Source organism: Patescibacteria group bacterium (genome assembly GCA_041651155.1).
Classification (GTDB): domain Bacteria; phylum Patescibacteriota; class Patescibacteriia; order CAIXNZ01; family CAIXNZ01; genus JAPLYF01.
In genome coordinates this window covers 1-22,008 of record JBAZJU010000011.1, presented here as the reverse complement: position 1 = coordinate 22,008, position 22,008 = coordinate 1, and the positions used below count along the sequence as shown (strand labels likewise).

General features: G+C 37.9%; 21 protein-coding genes. All 21 read right to left on the bottom strand.

The annotated features are described in order from the left end of the window. Positions 1 to 95 precede the first annotated feature (95 nt). Positions 96 to 731 carry a hypothetical protein gene (locus WC460_06450; protein ID MFA5188973.1) on the bottom strand — a complete coding sequence of 212 codons (636 nt, stop codon included), beginning with the start codon at positions 729 to 731 and terminating at the stop codon, positions 96 to 98. Positions 732 to 772: 41 nt separating this feature from the next. Next, positions 773 to 1,540 (bottom strand): alpha/beta fold hydrolase, encoded by a 768-nt coding sequence (locus tag WC460_06445; GenBank protein MFA5188972.1) that lies wholly within the window; start codon positions 1,538 to 1,540, stop codon positions 773 to 775. Positions 1,541 to 1,550: 10 nt separating this feature from the next. Continuing rightward, positions 1,551 to 1,769 carry a DUF1653 domain-containing protein gene (locus WC460_06440; GenBank protein MFA5188971.1) on the bottom strand — a complete coding sequence of 73 codons (219 nt, stop codon included), beginning with the start codon at positions 1,767 to 1,769 and terminating at the stop codon, positions 1,551 to 1,553. A 9-nt stretch (positions 1,770 to 1,778) separates the two neighbouring features. After that, on the bottom strand, positions 1,779 to 2,111 hold the full coding sequence (locus WC460_06435; protein ID MFA5188970.1) for a tRNA-binding protein: 333 nt from the start codon (positions 2,109 to 2,111) through the stop codon (positions 1,779 to 1,781). 65 nt (positions 2,112 to 2,176) lie between these two features. After that, complete coding sequence (locus WC460_06430; GenBank protein ID MFA5188969.1) at positions 2,177 to 2,809, bottom strand: hypothetical protein; 633 nt, start codon at positions 2,807 to 2,809, stop codon at positions 2,177 to 2,179. Between the two features lie 29 nt (positions 2,810 to 2,838). Further along, complete coding sequence (locus WC460_06425; protein MFA5188968.1) at positions 2,839 to 3,369, bottom strand: SET domain-containing protein-lysine N-methyltransferase; 531 nt, start codon at positions 3,367 to 3,369, stop codon at positions 2,839 to 2,841. A 4-nt stretch (positions 3,370 to 3,373) separates the two neighbouring features. Next, complete coding sequence (locus tag WC460_06420) at positions 3,374 to 3,682, bottom strand: MazG nucleotide pyrophosphohydrolase domain-containing protein (GenBank protein ID MFA5188967.1); 309 nt, start codon at positions 3,680 to 3,682, stop codon at positions 3,374 to 3,376. Positions 3,683 to 3,723: 41 nt separating this feature from the next. Then, positions 3,724 to 3,996, bottom strand: coding sequence for a hypothetical protein (locus tag WC460_06415; protein ID MFA5188966.1), 273 nt, complete (start codon positions 3,994 to 3,996; stop codon positions 3,724 to 3,726). A gap of 20 nt (positions 3,997 to 4,016) precedes the next feature. Beyond that, positions 4,017 to 4,553, bottom strand: a complete 537-nt coding sequence (rdgB, locus tag WC460_06410; protein MFA5188965.1) for an RdgB/HAM1 family non-canonical purine NTP pyrophosphatase — start codon at positions 4,551 to 4,553, stop codon at positions 4,017 to 4,019. A gap of 17 nt (positions 4,554 to 4,570) precedes the next feature. After that, positions 4,571 to 5,038: a hypothetical protein gene (locus WC460_06405; GenBank protein MFA5188964.1), complete on the bottom strand. Its 468-nt coding sequence runs from the start codon at positions 5,036 to 5,038 to the stop codon at positions 4,571 to 4,573. 16 nt (positions 5,039 to 5,054) lie between these two features. Further along, positions 5,055 to 7,826, bottom strand: coding sequence for a preprotein translocase subunit SecA (gene secA, locus WC460_06400; GenBank protein MFA5188963.1), 2,772 nt, complete (start codon positions 7,824 to 7,826; stop codon positions 5,055 to 5,057). A gap of 140 nt (positions 7,827 to 7,966) precedes the next feature. After that, positions 7,967 to 8,320 (bottom strand): hypothetical protein, encoded by a 354-nt coding sequence (locus WC460_06395; GenBank protein ID MFA5188962.1) that lies wholly within the window; start codon positions 8,318 to 8,320, stop codon positions 7,967 to 7,969. A 207-nt stretch (positions 8,321 to 8,527) separates the two neighbouring features. Beyond that, on the bottom strand, positions 8,528 to 14,818 hold the full coding sequence (locus WC460_06390) for a hypothetical protein (protein ID MFA5188961.1): 6,291 nt from the start codon (positions 14,816 to 14,818) through the stop codon (positions 8,528 to 8,530). A gap of 140 nt (positions 14,819 to 14,958) precedes the next feature. Continuing rightward, positions 14,959 to 15,276: a ribosome-associated translation inhibitor RaiA gene (gene raiA, locus WC460_06385; protein MFA5188960.1), complete on the bottom strand. Its 318-nt coding sequence runs from the start codon at positions 15,274 to 15,276 to the stop codon at positions 14,959 to 14,961. A 123-nt stretch (positions 15,277 to 15,399) separates the two neighbouring features. After that, a complete protein-coding gene (gene ligA, locus WC460_06380; protein MFA5188959.1) occupies positions 15,400 to 17,469 on the bottom strand; it encodes an NAD-dependent DNA ligase LigA in 2,070 nt (689 codons plus the stop codon). 119 nt (positions 17,470 to 17,588) lie between these two features. Next, a complete protein-coding gene (locus tag WC460_06375; protein ID MFA5188958.1) occupies positions 17,589 to 18,329 on the bottom strand; it encodes a prepilin peptidase in 741 nt (246 codons plus the stop codon). 74 nt (positions 18,330 to 18,403) lie between these two features. After that, on the bottom strand, positions 18,404 to 18,883 hold the full coding sequence (locus WC460_06370) for a type II secretion system protein GspG (protein MFA5188957.1): 480 nt from the start codon (positions 18,881 to 18,883) through the stop codon (positions 18,404 to 18,406). 4 nt (positions 18,884 to 18,887) lie between these two features. Beyond that, positions 18,888 to 19,358, bottom strand: a complete 471-nt coding sequence (locus WC460_06365; protein ID MFA5188956.1) for a type II secretion system protein — start codon at positions 19,356 to 19,358, stop codon at positions 18,888 to 18,890. 14 nt (positions 19,359 to 19,372) lie between these two features. After that, complete coding sequence (locus WC460_06360; GenBank protein ID MFA5188955.1) at positions 19,373 to 19,765, bottom strand: response regulator; 393 nt, start codon at positions 19,763 to 19,765, stop codon at positions 19,373 to 19,375. A gap of 108 nt (positions 19,766 to 19,873) precedes the next feature. Beyond that, positions 19,874 to 20,674, bottom strand: a complete 801-nt coding sequence (locus WC460_06355) for a hypothetical protein (GenBank protein MFA5188954.1) — start codon at positions 20,672 to 20,674, stop codon at positions 19,874 to 19,876. Positions 20,675 to 20,677: 3 nt separating this feature from the next. Next, positions 20,678 to 21,760, bottom strand: coding sequence for a type IV pilus assembly protein PilM (gene pilM / locus WC460_06350; protein ID MFA5188953.1), 1,083 nt, complete (start codon positions 21,758 to 21,760; stop codon positions 20,678 to 20,680). Between the last annotated feature and the right edge of the window lie 248 nt (positions 21,761 to 22,008).

Below are 22,008 nucleotides of genomic sequence, written 5' to 3'. Positions count from 1 at the left end.
GCCATAGCTTCAAAAAAGCAACTGGCGGATTTTTTTATACCCCAAAAACCGATCCGATAAACATCGAACCGGTTTTTAAATTATATTTTATAATTCTATTTACAGCCCAAACTCTGTTTGCATGATGCTTTTGCCTGCGTTTCTGTAATTTTGTCGCATTGTGCGCACATTGCAGAATTGCCGCCAGGCAAATTATTCAAACCTTGAGTTTGCTGCTGAAGCTGATTCATCATTGCGCTAAAATCTTTAAAATTTATATCAGCAGGCGGAACAAAAGACGCTGAGCTGGGGCTCCAAGGATAACATTTGTAATCCATTTGGTCTTCATAATTATTTGCGCCGCTATTATCAGCCTGATTCTTGAATTCTGGGTTTTGCATTTCATCAATTTTAAACTTAACTGCCTGATCTTTTGAAACATCATTCCATGAATACATCCAAGTACCGTCAGAAATAAAATGCCCGTTTGTAGCTGCTTCTCCCGCACCAGTCATCTGAAAATCACTCCTGGCATTTTTACCGCTAATATAGGTCGTGCCGGAAATAATACTATCCCCTGCCTTAGCCTGTAAAACACATTTTGCGCTTTTACCTCGCGTAATTAAATCCTGGATAGAACCTTTAAACGCTTCCCCTTGGTCTGCGTTTTGTCCCACGCCTTTTTGAGCGCCGCAAGCAGCCAAAGTTATGGCGATTGCCACAAGCAATGCGCCAATGAAGATTTTTTTCATAAGGTTTATTTAAATAATTAAATTGTTCTCCTTATACAAATTTAAATTTTCCTAATCCATTGATCAAATATATTCTTTAACTCCTGCAAATGTTTTTCTTCGCGAAATGTATGCCATGAGCCTTTAATTACATACAATTCTTTTTGGCCCGGCAAAGCTTCAAATAAAATTTGCTGATGCTTTAATGGAGTTATATCATCATTTTCACCAACAATTAACAAAACAGGCATTTTCAATTTATCAACTTCTGGCAATAAATTATATTTCAGGCGATCAATGATATGAGACCATTTTAAACGTTTCATGACCCCAGGCTTGGCACGGCTTTCATTTATTTTCCAGCCGCTTTTCTCCCAATTAGTTAACTCTTCTTTACTATGCGCCTCCACGCTTAGTTTACCTGACACAACTGTGGAAATCGGCGCCAAGGCCTTAACTTTATCTGGATATTTTTCTGCATATAAAGCAGTACAAATGCCGCCTAAACTATGGCCAGCCAAAACAAAAGGTTCCAGATACCAATCTTGCTCTTTGGCCCAATCAATAACATCCTCCAAATCTTCGTAATAATTGGTGACTGTCGCATCCTCATAGCTGCCATCACTTTCACCTAAAGTATTAGTTGTATCAAATCTTATAACCGAATAACCATTTTCTTTAAAAGCTTCAGCCATGGCCTGAATATGCGTCTGTTCTTTAAAACCGCCCAGGCCATGCATTACAAAAGCCAACCCCTTTTGCGGTTCTGCTTTTTCCACTATTACTGCAATATTTTGGCCTTTGCGGTTTTTGATAAAAAGATTAAACATAAAAATTTATTTACTTTCCAATGAATTTAAATCTAGGGACATTTTTTCCATTAACTTCAACCTTTTCTAAAAACATTTTTACTGGTCTGACCCAGATTTGTTTTTTAGCATAAAGCGCCTGATACACAACTAATTCTTCAAGCGTTTCGCTATGTCTGGCAAGACCAATAACTTGATAATCTTTGCCTTTATAGTGTTTATATTTGCCTAATTTAATTTGAGGTTTCATGTTTTAAATTTAAAACATCTTCCCGCCCTTTGGGACTTTTTTTGTTGGTGATAATAAAACCACATCCCCGTTTTCATCTGACAAACCCAAAGTTAGAACTTCAGATATAAATGGCCCAATCTGTTTGGGTGGAAAATTTACTACTCCAACCACCTGTTTTCCAATCAATTCTTCTTTTGTATAATGCTTTGTAATTTGAACGGAAGATTTTTTAATCCCGATTTCAGAACCAAAATCAATGGTCAGCTTATATGCTGGCTTTTTCGCCTCGGGAAAATCTTCAACCTTAATAATTTCCCCTGCCCTGATATCTACTTTTTCAAAATCTTGGTATGTAATCATAATTTTGACCACTTCCGCCGCCGCTGCGCTATGGCGGACAAGAAAGTGGGGTATAATATTTTATTCTACCAGCCGATTTCTTCGTAAAGGCGATTAGTTAATTGCGCCAGCCATTTTTGCAAATATCTATTGAGCGGATCTTTGGGCTTGGCGCGGCCGCGCGTCAGATGTAGAATGCTGGAGATTCTGATTGTTTCAACTATCATAACCAGTTCTTTCAATAATTCATTATAAGGATGATTACTTTCACCCGGATCAAAATCATAAAATTCCTGGCGCGTATAATTTTTATTTTCCTGATATTCATCCCAGCGCTGATCAATGACTTTCTGCCACATGGCCGCAAATTCGCTTGGCACGCCGCTTGACTTTAAATAATCAATAAAAGACTCGGGCATACAATCATAGACTTGCTGCCAATATTCCTGTTTTTCTTTTTTTATATCAGGCAATTTATTAAGATAAAGCGCGTGCAATAAAATTACTGCTGTCGCAACCAACTCATTGAAAATTCTGTCCTGTTCAACCTTGCTTTGCTTATCCCAATTAATCAACTGGCGGAATTCCTTATCTTGAAAAACAATAAAACCATGAGTAGCCGCAATTTTTATCTGCGATTCCGCAACTTTCATTGGCTCAACCTTGCCACTGATAAAATGGGCAATAATTTTTCTGATAATGTATTTGATAAATTTCATAATTTTTTAATTTTGAATTTTATTCTTAGCTAATTAGGGAGCCGTTTCTCTCCATCTATTTTTCTTTGAATATATTGAGAAAAATATCCTTTATATTTTTGTTGCAAATTTGGCATCTTCCAGTCATTCCCAGTAATAACTCTCCGACATCCCTGTTGGCTGCACTTACATTCTAACTGATATTTATTATCAGATAACCACATGGCATAATCATTTGTTAATTCCTCTCCTTGTCCTATATCCCGCATGGCAACAGAAATAACATTACCTAGAATACCAATGTTTGGTTTGCAAGAATGATTAACAGACATCATACTATCTTTAATTTCCTCCTCTTTTAAAGGGCCGACAAAAAATTCATCGCTGATTTGCAACATAGCCTGTCCAATATTACTTTTTAGGCCACCAATATTTTTCAAAGTATCTTTAGTTAATATGTGCCCTGCTTTAATGCCAATTATTTCTCCTTTTTTTATGGATTCTAAAGCAAACAATCCAAGCCCTTCAACTCCTCCTTTGGTTATCTTTGTTTTAATTGACAAATATGATTTAACATTCATATCTTTAATTTTTATTTTCAATTTCAGACATTGTTTTTATAAACTCTTTTTCCAGATCAATATTTAGCTCATGCGCGATAACACAAATTGAATATAAACAATCAGCCAATTCATGCTTTAACTTATCATCAAGATCAGGGGTTGCGCGAAAACCCTGTTTTGCCATAATTAATTTCATGAGTTCACCAACATCACTGACTAAACCCTGCGTATATTCACTAATACCCCATTCTGGCTCAGCCTGGGTTTTATGCAGAGCATTATATTTATCTTTGATCTGGTTGGCTCTCGTTATGATTTCTTTAAATTCCATAATTTTTATTTAAGTTTTCAAACCCGTAACCTTTTCTAATCTTATTTCCAACCCCGCATGATTTCTTTATTATGTGCGGCATTATTTTTACCAAATAATCCCATGCTTTTCTCGTCACTTTTCTTTTTCATCTCATCAGACATTTCATTCCAATTTCTCCAAATTCTCTCCTGTTCATCTAAAGTCGGCTCTTTATGAATCAATTCAATCCCAGTTTCAGCCCGCCATAAATGTACAGGATCTTTTAACAATATCTCCGCCTGATCAGGATAATGCTTTTTTATTTCCGTAATATTATAAGGCCGCTTGTACATATTTTTACCTTCAGCATTTTTTAATGTTGCTGCAAAAATTCACTTAATTTATTAAAAGCATTTCTTCTCATACTTATTTTATTTTTTTCTTCCCTGCTCATTTCTGCAAATGTCTTATCATAACCGTCTGGCAAAAATATCGGATCCCAGCCAAAATTTGTTTCGCCTCGTGGACTGATTATTTTACCATTAATCACCCCTTCAAAAAAATAAATATCTTCCTGACTTTTTGCATAACCAATAATTGTCTTTGCGACAGCATTGTCATCTCCCAATTTATCAGCCAAATTCGCTAACCCTTCATTGCCAATTGTCTGCAAAAACCATTTTATCAGCGGACCTGGCAAACCATTTAAACAATCTAAATATAACGAGGTATCTTCCACAATAAATTCCCCCTTTTTATGCTTTAGTGCCTCTAATAATTTTTCTTTAACGATTTCCTTGGTGTCAATTTCTTGAATTTCTGGCAAATCAATATCTAATTGCTCAACTTCAGGGAGGATTGCTTTTACTTCAGCAAATTTATTTTTATTGCCGGTTATAAAGTAAATCATATTTTTTGTTTAAAAATCTACAAAAATTCTATATATTCTTCGCAAAAATCTTCTTTATGAGGTCGGACATTTGTATAATTTCTGCTAAATCTAAGATTTGGATTGATTAATTCAACCATTTTTTGAATTGATGGTTCAATTATTTGGCAAACATGCCTGGTATCAAAATCTAAAAGACGACATGCCTCTAAATATGGACAAAAATTATAAGATTTTATCATTATCTTTTTCGGAGAAACGCGCACCATTTCCGAATGTTCAGGATTTATTTTCATATACTCAAAGAAAACAATTTTATACGCCTGTTCTTCAGGACTTAATTCCCTATATTTTGCAAGCATTTCCTCTAAATGTTCCTTAAGCCAATTTACTCTTTTTTGCATTTTTAAATTAGCCAAGTCCTGAAAAGTAATGGTACCTTCTTTAACCATTTGCAAATGGTTGCGTTTATCTGCGATTGCTTTTTCTTCACTTTCAGAAAACATAATTAGGATTTAATTTTTATTTTCCACAACATTTTTTGTATTTCAAAGGTTTCCCATTCTCATCTTTTTTCCCGCAAGGACACGGTTCATTCCTGCCCACTTCCCCTCTTTTTTTAACTACTTGTTGTGAACGGTCGCCTTGATCACCGTATACATTTTCGTCTGCCACAAAGGGCTGAGCGCCTTCTTTCATTGTTTCTTGAGCGCCTGAGAATTTTTTGGCTTGTTCAACTATAGATGGCGCAACCTGATTAACATAACCAACTTTATAAATGCTGTAAACAATTTGCTTCTGGATATTATTTATAAGTTCATTAAATAAACGATAAGCTTCTCTTTTATATTCAACCAAAGGATCTAGCTGGGCATAGCCGCGTAAGCCAATGCCTGTGCGCAAATGATTAATTGCTTCCAGATGATGGATCCAAAAATAATCATAAGAACGCAACATCACGCTTTTTTCAATGGTTTTCATAAAGTTTGGATCATTGATTTGTTTGGCCAAATTCTCATAAGCCGCGCGAGCTAAGCCCATCAAGTAATCAATTATTTTTGTGCGGGCATGCGCATCAGCAGCCCGATCACCAGCTGTTTTTCTGATTTCTTCCAGCTTAATTTTATCATTGGCATCAATAGGAAATATAGTTGAGGCCACTTCATAAATTTCCTGCAAATTCCACTGGCTCTCATTGTCGCCAGCTGCGTGAAAAATTACAACTTGTTCCAATTCAGCCTCAATCAGTTCAAATATTCTGTCTTTGAGCGCCACATCAGTTTTAAAATTTTCCGCGATTTCCAGAATTTCATGGCGCTGGCCATAAATCACATCACGATGCTTGTTCAAAACATCGTCATATTCAACCAGATGCTTGCGGATGTCAAAATTATTGCCTTCAACTTTGCGCTGGGCTTGTTCTAATGATTTAGAAATAAAACGGTTCTCAATCGGAACCTCCTCAGGCATGTGCAAAGTTTCCATTATGCTTTTAATCCTGTCAGAACCAAAAATGCGCATTAAATCATCTTCCAATGACACAAAAAATTGGGATGAGCCAGGATCGCCCTGGCGGCCGGCGCGGCCGCGCAATTGATTGTCAATACGCCTTGCTTCATGCCTTTCAGTGCCAATCACATGCAAACCGCCTAAGTCTTTAACTTTTTTTGCTTCTTCTGAATCAGGCGGATTACCGCCCAAAATAATATCCACGCCGCGGCCAGCCATATTTGTGGCCAAAGTCACTGAGCCCAAACGCCCGGCCTGAGCAATATATTCAGCCTCACGCTCGTGGTTTTTGGCATTTAAAATATTATGCTTAATGCCATTTTTTTCCAAAAGTTTTGACAGATACTCATTTTTCTCAATGGAAATAGTGCCGACTAAAACAGGCTGACCCAATTCCTGGCGCTTTCTCACATCTTCAATTACTGCCTGAAATTTGGCCTGCTCATTTTTATAAATCAAATCATTCAGGTCTTTTCTGACCATCACTCTATTAGTCGGAACTTCCACCACATCCAATTTGTAAATTTTGTAAAATTCTTCAGCTTCGGTCATGGCTGTGCCAGTCATGCCAGCCAATTTTTCATACAAGCGGAACAAATTCTGGAAAGTAATAGTTGCCAAGGTTTTACTTTCTTTCTGGATCTGCAGGCCTTCTTTAGCTTCAATGGCCTGATGAATGCCCTCTGAATAACGGCGACCCTGCATCAAACGGCCGGTAAATTCATCTACGATTATAACTTCCCCGTCTTTGACCACATATTCTTTTTCTTTCTGGAATAAAGTTAGGGCTTTCAAAGCCGCTTCCAGATGGAAAGTGGATTCATAATCCATCTGAACCCAGGGGTCAAACCCCAGCTGTTTGGCTAATTTTTCCTGGCCATTTTCTGAAAAAGTCACGCTGTGCATTTTTTCATCAATATTATAATCCTCATTAGCCTGCAAAATTGTGACTATCTTGGCAAATTTATAATATTTATCAGTTGAGTCTTCATCTGGAGCTGAAATAATCAACGGAGTCCTGGCTTCATCAATTAAAATGCTGTCCACTTCATCCACAATGGCATAAGACAAATCGCGCTGAGCTTTTTCAGCCAGGCTCTGCACCATATTATCGCGCAGATAATCAAAGCCAAATTCATTATTTGTGCCATAAGTTATGTCGCAATCATAAGCTGCGCGCCGGCTTTCAACCTGACGCAAATTATCCATATCAACTTTGAAAATCTTGGTCAGCTCTTCGGCATTGTCTGACTTATCAGCTTTAACGGTTGAATCGTAAAGATAAGTCACTCTTTGGTTTTGGATACAGCCAACGCTTAAGCCTAAAAAATTATAAATCTGACCCATCCAGGCGCAATCACGTCGGGCTAAATAATCATTGACAGTTACGACATGAACGCCCTTACCGGCTAAAGCATTTAAATAGATAGGCAAAGTGGAAGTCAAGGTTTTGCCTTCTCCAGTTCTCATTTCCGCAATCTGCCCCTGATGCAAAACAACGCCGCCGATTAACTGCACATCAAAATGGCGCTGGCCTAAAACTCTTTTGGCGGCTTCTCTGACAACTGCAAAAGCTTCAGCTAAAATATCATCCAAAGTTGCGCCTGCCTCGCCATGCGGGCCTTTGGCTAAACGATCCTTAAATTCTTGGGTTTTATTTTTCAAACCCTCATCTGAAAGCTTAATCATCTCATTTTCCAGGCTATTGATCTGCTCAATTAATGGCTGGATTTTGTCTAAAACACGCTTATTAGGATCACCGAAAATTTTTGTTAGAATTGACATTAGATTACTGATTAAAGATTGCAGATTTCAGAAATCTGCAATCAATTTAGAATAGTTAAAGTTTAACAAATTTATCTAAAAATTTCCAGCCCCCGCTTAATCCACAAAACCGCCCTAATCAGGCGGCTTTTTAAAAAAAATTACTGGTAATTATTTATCTGTTTTAATTTAAATTGACCGCTCTGTAACTCATATAAATTGGCGCGATTGCTGGTATTTAAACTGGTAAAACTAAAAATCAAAAATCCCAAAACAATTATCTGCGCAATAATCAAATAAAAAGTTCTTCTGAGCGTCTTTTTGCTTAAATTATGATATCGCTTGTATTTGTAAAAAGAATTCCTATATGTACCCTGCGGATCTTTTTGCGCATTTTCAGAAAAAGCCCGGGATGGATCTTTGTCATATAACTGCGCAGCCAATAATATTTTTTTTAAAAAATTATCCTTGATGTTTAAATTTCTAATTAACGAATATAGGCTAAAGAACAACATAACCATCATTAGGAGTAGAATCAAATTTATAAACAATAAAGAACCCTGGATTAGATTATAAAAATTGAATTCAATGGCTTTTTGATTTATTATTTGATAGTAAGAAAGAGGCAAACTAATTAAAAAACCTATTATTAATAGGCAGGTAAAAATTAAAAAAAATATATCGTAAGTTGTGGTCTTTCTGCAGGCTATCATTTTAAAAAATTATTTTATTTTCTCCAAACCCATATCCAGATTAACAATCTGTTCTTTACTGACAAGATCAACATCTTTTATTTCTTTATTTTGATAACCTTGTTTTTCTGTGAGTAATTGATATTTATTCTGGCCGACTAAAAAGGCATAACGCCCCTTGGAATCAGTAACTTGGGTTTCTAAAAGCTTATTGAATCTGGTTTCAAATATCCTGACTAAGGCCTGGCCTAGAGGCTTCTTGGAAGCCTGATCGTAGACAATCCCCCAGCTTTTTGGCTTAGGCGGAACAATTAATGTTCTGAAAATTAAAAACATTATAATATGCAGGCTCAAGGCGCCGATAGTAATAATTGTCGGATATATCAAAACTACCAGCAAGGCTAAAATTATGCCGGAATAGGCTACGATTAAGCGCGTGTTTTTAATTACATAACTCCTAACAGCTTCTTTTTCTGTCAAAGCCATCTTATTAACCGGATCTAAAGGTATATTGGCTGTAACCACGCCTTCTTTTTCTTTAACCTCTATTTCCTCGCCATGATAAAGATCTAAATATTTAAGGTCTTGAGTGTCATTTTTTAAATATCTGGTTGGAAATTCGTAGCCTGGCTTAGTCACGCTCAGATAATAACGGCCCAGCTCTTTAACGATCAGAATATATCTGCCGTCTTTATCAGTAACTTTGGTTTGAATTAATTTCTTGTCTGTTTTACTGTACAACCGAACAACGGCCAAGCCTACTGGCAATTTAGTCAGGGCATCATAAATAATTCCCCATTTTTTCCTCTTTTTCCTGAAGAGTAAAAGTAATGGTTCGCTAAAAATTAAATGCAGATAGGGCAAAATATTTAAAGTCAAAGCAATGGCCGAAGGTATTGTGTTTAATGCAATAAGAGCTAAAAGCAAAGGGGTAATTATATTTTGACTGGCGTCTTCCAACTGACGATTTTGTAAAATTGAAGTTACTGTTGGAATTATGCCTGGAGGAGTCACATTTTCACCCGGAGGAGTTATGCCTGGCGGTGTTACAGGAGGCAAAGGAGGCGGCGGGACTGCGGGCGGGACAACAACTTCTGGCAAGCATTGGCAATTACTGCAAACTTCACCGAGAGCACAACCGTTTGGCGCTGTCTGAGGATCGCAACTTTCGCCTGTTTCAATAAGTCCGTTGCCGCAGACAGCAACTGCCGGTATATTTTGACATTGGCAATTAACACAATTTTGGTTTGAGCCGCAGCCATTAGGCGAAGCAGAAGCATCGCACTGTTCATCAATATCTATTTTATTGTTGCCGCACAGCGGCGCAACTGCAGATTTAACCAGATTACTTGTGATGTTTGTATTAATAATGGCAAAGTTATCACCATTAATCTGAGCCTGGTTAGTTATTGTCTTGCCTTCTGAACCGCTATCAACCATGGCTGAGAAATACACTTCGCTGCTCTGCCCAACTCCTAAATTACCTATATTAAAATCTAAATTATTGTTGTTTATGCTAATACCTGTGGTTATAACTTGCCCATCTTTAATTATTTTTGCTGAATTACTTACGTAACTTAAATCAACATTTAAAATATCGGAGACTATGACATTGGCGGCAGTCTCAGTTCCGGTATTTGATATTTCCACAACATAGCTTAGCTTGTCTTGGACACTGACTTCCTGACCGCTTTGGTCATAAGGAACATTCTGCGCGCTGCTGTTATGATTAAAATTATATAATATCACAACCAGCATAATCATATCTATAAAAGCTACGCCTAATATTCGTTTAAAATTCTTCTGGCTGAAATTATGGAAAGATTTTAATTTGTTATATGAAATTTCATAAGTGCCGCTTGGATCAGGCTTGACGTTTTGGCTAAAAGCAAAAGCTGGCTCTTTAGTTAAAATATGCCAGACTAATTTGAATTTATTTCCTAAACTTTCATTTTTATTCAAATGATTAATTGCGCTTATTAATCCGATTATTAAAAAAATTACCAGCAAAATTAAAACAAAAACTAAAAATACCGCCAGCTGTTCTAAAAATGACATCATTCTATCATTTAAGGCGGACTGATTTTCTACAAACCCGCTGGCTGCCTGAGCAGATTTAATTGCCGCAAAATTAGACCCTCCATTTTTAGCCAAATTTATAGCCACGCCTTTTGCAGCTAAAATTTGTGGCGCAGTGGAAGAAGATGGCGCGCTCGCAGTTGTACCGCTCGTTGTGCCGGAAAAAGCGGTTTCTATCCCATCGCCGTTTCTGGCTTTAACCGCAAAATTGTAAATTGTAGCTGATGTTAAACTGGCATTAAACTGAGCATTAATATTTGCATCAAGTGGTTGCTGGGTCTCAGGCAATGGTTCGCCATTGACAACAACGCCATTGTCCCCTCCCCAACTTGCATACGTCTGCCAATTCTCAACCAGGCTAAAAGTTCCATCTGGGTTAACGTACTGGTTGCTATTTAGTTCTTTTATCGCATATTCCGTATTTGCCGGATTATCATCATTCGGGTCTAATTTAACCACAATGCTATTTTCAGTCTGTGCGCCGATTAATGGATTTAAAGGCGTATTAGCCAAAGTAAAGCAGCTGGCTGTATTTGATGCCGGTGATTCGCCCTGACCGCTAAAAGCTGTTACATAACGGTCATTAGCCAAAATATTTGCTGTTAAATTTGTTTCATCAAGATAACTAATATCTGTAACAATCTCATTGCCAGTATCAGCAATAAAGCCATTCGGTCCATAAAGCCTAAAACCAGTTTCACTATTTGGAGGATTTGCCGTATCTGTAAAATTCCAGCGGATAGTATCTGTACTTTGAGCCTGGCAGGTCAAATCAATCGGCGCTGAAGGAGGCGTGTTTGTAAATCCGCCTCCGCTAGCAGTCACATAATTAATACTCAACCCAGTTATTGTAGGGATAATTGCAGGATCTGTTGTGAGGAGTCTGGCACGCCATTCCAAAAAAGTATTACTGGTAAAATTTATCGGCACGCCAACAGTTGCCGGCTCCCAGATAAAGCCGCCATCATTGCTTAAATAGTATTTGATATCCACGACGCCGCCGTTATTATCGCTCACACTGCTAAGGGTGGCCTGGGTGACAGACTCAGAACCGCTATACACATTTGTAGACTGGGCTGTGCGATAAAAATTTGTAGGGATGCCGGTTCTGGAAAAATACAAATTATTTATGCCGCTTTCCTGCCTGTCAAATGCTACATTAAAATTGTCATTGCCGTCCAAGATGGCATTGTAAGCAGTCCCGCCATTAGTACCGGCGTTCCTGGATACATTGGTGTAACTATTCTGATTTCTCATATTAATCCAACCTGACCCATCCCATTTGGTAAAAAAAATATCCATTACATCCCCAGCATCGGTATAATCTCGCCAAAAAATAGCAGGGTTATTTGCTGAATCAATCAACACAAAAGGGAAGTGAGAGTGTCCACTCGTATTACTGATATTTTCCGAACCTGCTGCTCCAGACATAGTCGCAAATTTTGAGCCATCCCAATGCGTGAAATAAATTTCACCATTACCGCTTATGTTATTCTCCCAAACAATATAAGGGTTATCTAGAGAATCAAATTCTAAAACATTTTGGCCTAATCCCACGCTGCTGCCTGAAACAATTATATCGCGTCCTGCCGTACCATCCATTTTTGACCAGGCTGCTCCATTCCAATGCGTTAAAAAACTATTATTATTCTCCTGCCAAAGAATAAAAGGCTTGCCAGTTGAATCTAAAACAAAACCCGCAAAAGCTTGCACGGTTAAAGTATTTATTTTTTCCGAACCAGCCACAGTGCCTGCCATATTAGTCCAACAGTCCGTAGTCACTCCGCCGCAAACCAAAGCTCCCGCGCCTGGAGTCCATTTGCTAAAAGATATATCTGTACTGCCGCCGCTGCCAGTAAGCCATAAAACTAAGGGATTATTACTTGAATCCAATAACATGGTGGGGGAATATGAAATCGGGAGATCATTGCTAATATTCTCAAAGCCTGCTGTATCACCCGCCATATTAGTCCAACAGTCCGTAGCCACGCCGCCGCAAACTAAAGCTCCTGCGCCAGGTGTCCATTTGGTAAAATTAATTTCCTCATTTAGAGCCGGCAAGGAATTGCCAGCTGCAACCAGGTAAGGATTATCAGCCGGATCCAGCACCATCATACTTTTTCCTGTTGAGGGAAACCCATTTAGCGAATTCAGATTGCCGACATTTTCAGCTCCTACTGTGCCATCCATGGCCACGAAATTTGCTCCGTCCCAACGAGTAAACCAGATTTGTGTAATTGGAGGAGCATAAAGAGTCCAGGCCATATATGGCTTTGTCCTTGTTGAATCAAAAAGCAATTCCGGCGGGCTTTGATTAAAATATCCACCTGGGTCAAAGACTTGATCTGTCCCTGCGCTTCCATCCATCATGGCCCATTTTGTGCCATCCCAATGCGTCAAACAAACATCTATAAGAGAGCTACCTGCGTGACATTGATCATTCCAAATAATAAAAGGCGTGTTTGCAGCATCAAAATTAACACTCATATTCTGTGCCACCCAATGGTTTTCTCCGACAAGGCCGGCTGATTGCTCCTTGCCTTCCCTGATATTACGAAAAGCCTGAAGGTCATTGTCCCAAAAAGTCGTCCAGATCTCCGGATTTGTAGAACCCGTCCCAGTCTCCCAAGTAAAAAATAAATTGCCATCTGGCGCCAAGACCATTTGCGGACGGTTATTACTCCAAATAGTTGAGCCGGAAACATCGCTAAAGCCTGCCGTACCATCCAATTTAGTCCAATTTGAGCCGGTGCTTCTAACCGCGGCAACATTTTTAGGGTTGCTTCTTAGCCAGGAAATAAATAAATTATTTGCGCTATCTATCTCCATTGTGGGAAATGTAACTGTGACATTGTCAACTACTTGATTTCCGGGTGTTCCATCCAGCCACTGCCATTGGCTGGCTCCTGAATTCCAGTGGCTGAAATATAGTCTATTCGCACCTGATAGCCAGGCAATTTGAGGATTATTTGTTGTATCCACAACTAATTGAGGTCTGCTGGTATTGGCGCCTGTATTAAAAACATCTGCGCTGCTTAATGTATCCATGCTTGACCAGGCAGTACCATTCCAGTGTGAAAAATAAAGATTATAAAAAGCTGCGCCTGTATTATCTCTCCATGCTATGTAGGGAAAATTATTGTGGCCAATAACAAAATTTGAATCATATTGCCTGTCATAATTTGAATCGCCTGCTGTATTGCTGATATTTTCATTGCCCGCATTGGAAACAGACATATCAGTCCAACAGCTATTTACACCGGCTCCGCAAATTGCAGTTCCGGCGCTAGGAGACCACTTAGTGAAAAAGATTTCATTATTGCCTGGCGTTGCATCCTCCCAGATTACCTGGGGCCGATTATTTGCGTCTAGCAATATTCTGGGAAAACTTGATTCTCCTAATGTGTTGCTAAGATTCTCTACTCCAGCTGCGCCATTCATCTTCGCCCATTTTGTTCCATCCCAGCGTGTAAAATATATTTCATTATTTGTCGGGCTAACTTGTTCATCCCACACAATATAAGGACGATCTAAACTATCCAATACAATTCTTGGCAATCTGGCAGGAGAACCAACAGGGTTTGTGGAAATTTTCTCAATCCCGAGAGAACCATCCATTTTTGACCAAGCATTAGTATTGGTATTCCACTGAGAAAATAAAATCGAATAATCATTGGCAGTCCCCTGGACATCATCGCCATTGCCATATATGCCATCTAGTCCAGGCAAAGTATTATCCTGCCAGACAATAAAGGGGTTCCCATCTGAAGCAACGGCCACTCGATCAATATTGGAAGAGCCGATTGTGTGGCTGACATTGTCCCTCCCTACAGTACCGCTCATTTGCTCCCAGTTTAAGGTCATTAGGTTGCCTTTGGTGAAATAAATCTCTGAATTTAAACCGCTGGGTGTACTTTCCCAGGCAACATACGGCTGATTTTTATTATCTAAAAAAATCAAGGGGTAAGAAGAAACCTCTTGATCTTCGCTAACATCATCTATATAATTTTTTGTCCCATCTGCCCTCACAAAGGCTTTGCTTAAATCTACAAAACCTGTACCAAGCCAATTAGCAGTGGTATAAAGTGAATTTTTAAAAGTTGTGGTTGTAAAATCTTCCGAATAACTTAGGTCCGAAGCATTAACGACAGCGAAAAAATAAAAACCCAAATAAGCCATGCTTGTAGCTAAAATGAGGCAGATAAATAATTTTAATTTGAGATTAAAAAATTCCCAAAGCATAAGTTTTAGCATTCTTTTTTTCATTGATTGAGAATTTAAACTCTTTTTCATATTATAACACAAAAGCTAAATAAAAATCAATCTTTCTTTCTTAAAGATATGCGCATTATTTCAATGATATTTTTTATTGTAAAATATGCTTAAAATTTAACATTTCCGCGCATTTTTTCCTTGTATTTTTTAATCTGCGCCTGTAATTCATCTTTTACCTGATTTATGGCCATATATAAATCTTCCTTTTCAGCTTCAGCGCGTAGAATATGCTTTCTTGGAACTTCTAAATTCACTTCAGCCCGGAAAATATTACCTTTTTGATGATGCTTCGTGGTTAGGCCGACCTCAACTCGCGCTTCCAAAATTTGATCAAAAAATTTTTCCAAGCCGCCGATTTTTTCATCAATATAAGCTTTGATCGCTTGAGTTAGCTCCATGTTGGTACCCTTGATGTCGATTTGCATAGATTATTTAATTTAAGAGTTAATTTATTTTGAGACGTAGGCTTGACGTAAACAATGCCATTGGGCATTAGCCATAAAGCCATATAATTTTTTCATATTCCTAATGCCTATTGGCTTAATAGCTTAATGGCTTTTAATTAATGATAAAAACTCCTTTTCCCCAATTATCTTCACGCCCAATTTCTTGGCTTTATCAAATTTTGACCCGGGCTCTGCCCCAGCCACCACATAATCTGTATTTTTTGAAACAGCAGCGCTCACCTCACCGCCCAAACTCCTGATTTTATCTTTAGCCTGATCACGAGTCATTGTTTCCATTGAGCCGGTTAAAACAAAAATTTGGCCAGCTAAAATCTGCCTGGCCTTTTCAACTTTGGCTATTTTAACATGCTTTAACAAATCATTTATTGATTTCAAGCTCTTCTTCTCATGTAAATATTCATAAATGCTTTTGGCCACAATTTCACCAATATCTGAAACTTTATATAATTCTTCCAGACTCGCACTTTCAATTTTTTCCAAACTGCCAAAGTGATTGGCCAGGGTAATGGCTGTTTCTTCTCCGACATGGCGGATGCCTAAGGCAAATAAAAATTTGGCCAAAGTAACATTTTTACTTTTTTTTATGGCTTCAATAATATTTTGCGCTGATTTTTCGCCAAAGCGTTCCAGCGGTTCTAAGTCCCCTTTTTCTAGTTCATAAAAATCAGCCGGAGTTTTGACCAAACCATCATTCATCAGCTGTTCAATTATTTGCGGGCCAAGACCCTCAATATCCATGCCGTCCTTGGATACAAAATGGCTGATATTCCGCTCTTGGACGGCAAAACAGTTTTTATTGGCGCAGTAAATCCCAACCTCACCCGATTTTCTAATTACTAATCCGCCGCAAATCGGACATTTTTTGGGCGTCTGGATTTCTTTTTCCTTACCAGTCCTTAACTTGGGAAAAACTTTGATTACTTTGGGAATAACATCACCAGCCTTTTCCACAATAACAGTATCCCCGATTTTTACGCCTAATCTTTTTATCTCATCCAAATTATGCAAAGTGGCATGGGACACAGTTGTGCCGCCAATCAAAACTGGTTTTAAATCAGCCACCGGAGTTAAAACGCCTGTTCTGCCCACGCTAAATTTTACATCCTCAATTATTGTCGTGGCCTCTTGGGCTGGAAATTTATAAGCCACAATCCCCCGCGGCGTTTTGCCAACCACGCCTAATTTTTGAAATAATTTTAAATTATTTATTACCCCCACTACGCCATCAGTCCAATAATGCAAGTGCTCCCTTTCTTTATAGACATAATCATGGAATGCTTCAATTTCATTCAAATCTTTACAATGGCGATTCAATGGATTATCTTTAACTCCGATTAAGCGCAAAATTTCATGGGTTTGTTCATGCGTTGTCTGGCCAAAATCTGCCAAAAAATCATAGCCAAAAAAATCTAATTTTCTGGCTGCAGTTATTTTTGGATCAAGCTGCCTGATTGAACCAGCTGCCGCATTTCTGGGATTGGCAAAAATCTTTTCGCCTTTTTTCTCCTGGTCTTTATTTATTTTGTCAAAAACTTTTTTATCCATAAAAGTTTCACCGCGGATTTCAATCCTTTCATTCAGATTCTCTAATTTATTTAAAAATTTTTTCTGGTCAAGCTCCTGTCCAAATTTTTTTAAAAATTCGTCAATCATCTTTTTCTCTGGTTTATGCAGCCTCAAAGGTATGGCTTCAACTGTTTTTAAATTCTGAGTAATTTCTTCGCCAATTTTGCCATCACCGCGCGTTGAACCCTCAACTAAAATTTCATTTTCATAAATTAATGAAATCGCCAAACCATCCATTTTTATTTCCCCAAAATATTCAAATTTAGCATGTGGCACGATTCTTTTTATTTTTGCTTCCCAGTCAGCTAATTCTTCAGGGCTAAAGACATCTTCAATAGAAAGCATTGGCACGCCATGAGCTACTTTTTTAAATTTTGCCAAGGCCTCGCCGCCCACTCTTTGCGTCGGCGAATCAGGCGTAATCAATTCGGGATATTGCTGTTCTAATTTATAAAGTTCATGCTTGAGCGAATCCAAGGCCGCATCAGAAATTTCCTGACGATCCAAAACATGATAAAGATAGCGATGATGATTTATCTCGTCCCTTAATTTGGCTATTCTTTTTTTAGTTTCTTCTTTGTTCATAATAATTTAATTCCGAAATCCGACCTTCGTCGGCCGTAGCCGACTACGGTCGGCGCAGGCCGAATGCCGAATTACTAATTATGGATTTATTTCAGCTTTCGGCATTTGGCTTTCATAATTCAGAAGTACCAACTCAAAATTTTCTCACCCGCAAGCAAAACAATTATTGCGGCAGCTGCTAAAAAAGTTCCCATGGGCAAAATATCGCCAAATTTTTTCTTGCTGGCTAATAATAAAATTACTGCGACTAATCCGCCGATTAAATAGGCCAGGATAAACACAAGTAAAGTTGATTGCCAGCCAAGCATGGCGCCAATCAATAAACCGAGTTTTATATCTCCTTCGCCTACCCATTGACCACGGGAAAACAAATACTGAATTAAAAAAAATCCGCTGCCAATTGCCATGCCCAAAATTAAATCCAGCCAATTTAAGCCTAAAAACAAATTTAAAATTAAACTCATTGCCAAAGCTGGCCAGACAATTTTATCCAAAATCAAATAATACTTCCAGTCAAAAACTAAAATGAAAATCAAAACAAAAACAAAAAATAAATCTCTAAACAGCATTAAATCTACGACCCCGTTTTTCAAAAAAACCAGGACAAATAAAATTCCGGTAATTAATTCCACTAAAGGATATTGCCAGCTGATTTTTTTTCTGCATTTTTTGCATTTACCGCCTAAAAAAATAAAACTCAAAAAAGGGATTAAATCAATTAATCTTAAAATATTCCTGCATTTTGGGCAGATTGAACGCTGCCATAAAGAGAGCTTCGTGTACAAACGATAAATCAAAGAATTCAAAAAACTGCCAAAAATCAGGCCTAATAGAAATATCAGGATAGCTTCAAATATCATACTAAAATTATACCAGTTTTTGAGCAAATAAAAAAGGCCGGAATTTTATAAAACCTGCCTTTTTTTATTGAGAATTATTTATTGCCAGGGACTGCATCAATAACCTGGGAATGCGCATGATAAGTGCCGGCTGGACCCAGGCTGCTTTCTTTTTCAGTGATAAAGGTTATGTCATAACCAGTGGCTGAGCCGAGATAATTATATTTCTGGTTTGCTAAAGGATCTTTAGGAATTTTTGACATATAAGTTGTCTCTGTCTTACACTCTGTGCCTGCGCTCACAAAAGCGCCTTCGGCTTTGGCGCACAATTTTTCTGACCCGGTCTGGCCTAAAATAATCGGCTGTTCAACGACAGGATATTGCGCTTCATCGCTAGAATAAAATTCCAAAGCTGTTCTGATTTGGCGGATATCACTGATGCGATTGGCATCACGGGCTTTAATTTGCTGGCTATTTAAAGCAATCATGCTGATTCCGGCTAAAAGCACAATAATCGCGATTATGATCAGCAGTTCAATTAAGCTCACTCCCCATTCATTATTTTTTTTAAACATAAATTTAGAAACAAGGCTGACTAATTATTTGAGAATTGGTGGCGCAATTTTTACCTTTTTTAAGGTTCTGCGCCGGAAAGTCGCTTAAGAGTGTAAATTCTAATTGATAATTTTTATTATTATCTGTTGATTTGTAAATATAAGAGTTGCCTTTGGTTAAATATAAATTTGGAACTGGATTTAAAATTTCCTGGGCGCACTGAAAGCTAAATTTTTCAAAGCCTTCAACGCATAATTTTTCGCTGCTATTTAATTCACTATTTAAAACAAGCGGCTCAAGCGAGACTGGATAATAATTATTTTTTAAAAGATAAGCCTCTAAACCGCTTCTGAGCCGGCTGATTTCAGACATGACCTGGACATCTTGCTGTTTGGAATTCAAATACGAGATTACAAAAAAATCCGCAGCCAAGACAAGAACAATCAAAATTGCCACTATTAAAATTTCAATTTTGGTAAAACCTCTGCTGGACATTATTTTAAGCCAATTTATTTTTTATTTTCCTTTAAAATTTTCTTTATTTTTTCCACGACTTCTGAAGGCATAAAATGAGCCTTAATCAGATAACCGACAGCGCCTTTTTCAAAACCTTTTTTAACATCATCTTTTTGGCCTAAATTTGTCAGCAATATAACCGGAATATCAGCAGTCTCTTTATCTTTTTTCAAAGCGTCTAATACCGCAAATCCATCCATTTTAGGCATTAAAATATCAAGCAGAATTATATCTGGTTTTTCCCGCTTAACCATTTCCAAACCCTTTTGGCCATCTTCAGCGGAAACAACAGCAAACCCTTCCAGCTCAAATTTAGTCGTGTACATTTCTACTAAAAAATTATCATCTTCAATTAAAATAATCTTGGCTTTTGTGTCTTTGGGCATAATGTTTATTTATTAGCTTAACCACTGATTATTTTTCACAGATTGCACTGATGAAATCTGTGTTATCTGTGAGTATAAATCTGTGGTTTATATTACTTATGTTATAAATTATTTAACAAACGGCTCTAATTCTTCCTGGGTCAAAACGCGCGGATCCCAGGGAATAAAGCCAACCACCTCAAGTCCCCTTCTCGTATCTTGAAATCTTGACGCTATGGTATAAATCTCGGTTAAACTTATTTGCTTGGCTTTTTGGCCGTTGGCAAAGGAAACTGTCTGCATATCTACCGGACGTAATTCTCCATTCCAGTCTACCAAATATATCGCTGTCTCATTGGCAAATTTTATCAAGGCGCCGCGCAAAGGCGCCAATTCAGTATTAGGCAACGGCTGTGGAGGCGCTGGTGGAATAACCAGGGGCGGAGTTACTGGCACAACTGCAGGACAAGAACCGCAATCAACATCGCAAATTGTGCAGGTTTCATTATTATTACAAATTCCGTCCCCGCAAAAGGTTGATGGCGTCGGCGGAGCCAGGGGTACATTTACTGGCAGTGCATTGGTATTTACTGGTTTATTAAGGTTCAAAACAATTTTGGGCTGCGGTTTGTAAAAATAAAGAAAATAAACAGCAATACCGGCTATAGCTAATAATAGTATAGCAAAAATCGCTATAAAAGTTAAGCGCCTTTTTAATAAATAAATTTTAAAGGCCCTGATTAAATTTACTTCTTCAAATTCAGTTTTTTGAGCTTCAACCACCTTTTCCTTCTTTGCTTTTTTGGCTGCTTTTTTCTGAGCTCGTTCTATTCTTTTTTGTTCCTTTTCAGGCAAATGCATGGCAATTTCAGTTGATTCTGGAATTTTTTTTATCGGCCGCTTGGGTTCGCCTAAAAGATTAATAGGCATAAATTATAAAATAATTTCTCTCATGGCCAAGCCTAAGGCCACTGAAAAACGCGGGCCAATCTCTGCTAATATCGGCTTTAATTCCTCAGGGTAAACTACGCGGGCCCAGGGATCGCCGACATAAACTCGGATATTTAAAATTTTAGTCAGATATTGATCTAAATAATTGCCTAAAAGAGCGCTGCCGCCGGTTAAAATAATTTTGTCCAAAATTTTGGCCTGGCCCATTAAATCATAATAATTTTTGATCAGATATTGTATCTCTGTAACAATAGGGGCAATTGCGTCTTCTACTGGCTTTGGGAAATTATCCATTTTTTCCTGGGCCATCATTATGCCCAGATCCAATTTATAATTTTCAGCTTCAGAAATTGTTATTTTTAAACTGTCAGCAATCGCTTTAGTCACAGATGCGCCACCGGCTTGGATACTGCGGTTGAGAATCGGAATGCCAAGATTCACAATTGATAATGTTGTGCGATTTTCCCCGATATCAACAATCATAATCAATGACTGATCAGTGCCGACTAAAGATCTGACTAAGGCAAAAGCTTCAATATCTAAATTGGTCAGTTCAAAACCAGACTGCTTAAAAATTTCCACATATTCCTTCACTGTTTCATTGGCAGCCGCTGTAATCAAATAACGCACAATTTCAACTTTGTCATTTGGCCCCATTTTTTTTATCTCTTCGCTGGGAAGCAGATTAAAATCAAAAGCCATTTCTTCCAAAGGCCGCGGTAAAATCTTTTTAAGCTCCTCTGCTAATAATGATTTTATTTTGGCTTTATTGTCCAGATCTCTTTTTAGCAAATTTGATAATTTGGCCACTGTAGTAAAAACCGAAGCAATAGGCAAAGCTGCCAGAGCTAAATTAGTTGTGACTTTAGCGCGATTAGCCACTTCTTTTATCATGGTTGAAGTAATATTTTTATTGGAAATAAAATCACCCATTAAAACATCGCCCTTTGATTCTGTATAACCATAGGTCACAAGTTGAGGCTTGCCTTTTTCTGGCTGGAGCTCAACCACTTTAATTGCATCTGGCGATAAATCAACGCCTAAAAAACTTAATGGTTTTGCCATGTGTTTGAAGATTACAGTGTTATAGATTATAGATTTTAGATTTCTAACTATAATCTATCATCTATAATCTAAAATCTGATTATATTATACCACAAATTCAACCCTGGTACAAAATTAAGAATACTGGGTTCAAAGGACTAGCGCAAAACTTTAAAATCATTTAAGGTTTTGCTATGAAAAACAAATATCATCGTTTAACCCTTGAAGAAAGGGAGGTAATAAGTAATGGGCTGTGGGCAGGTGAGACG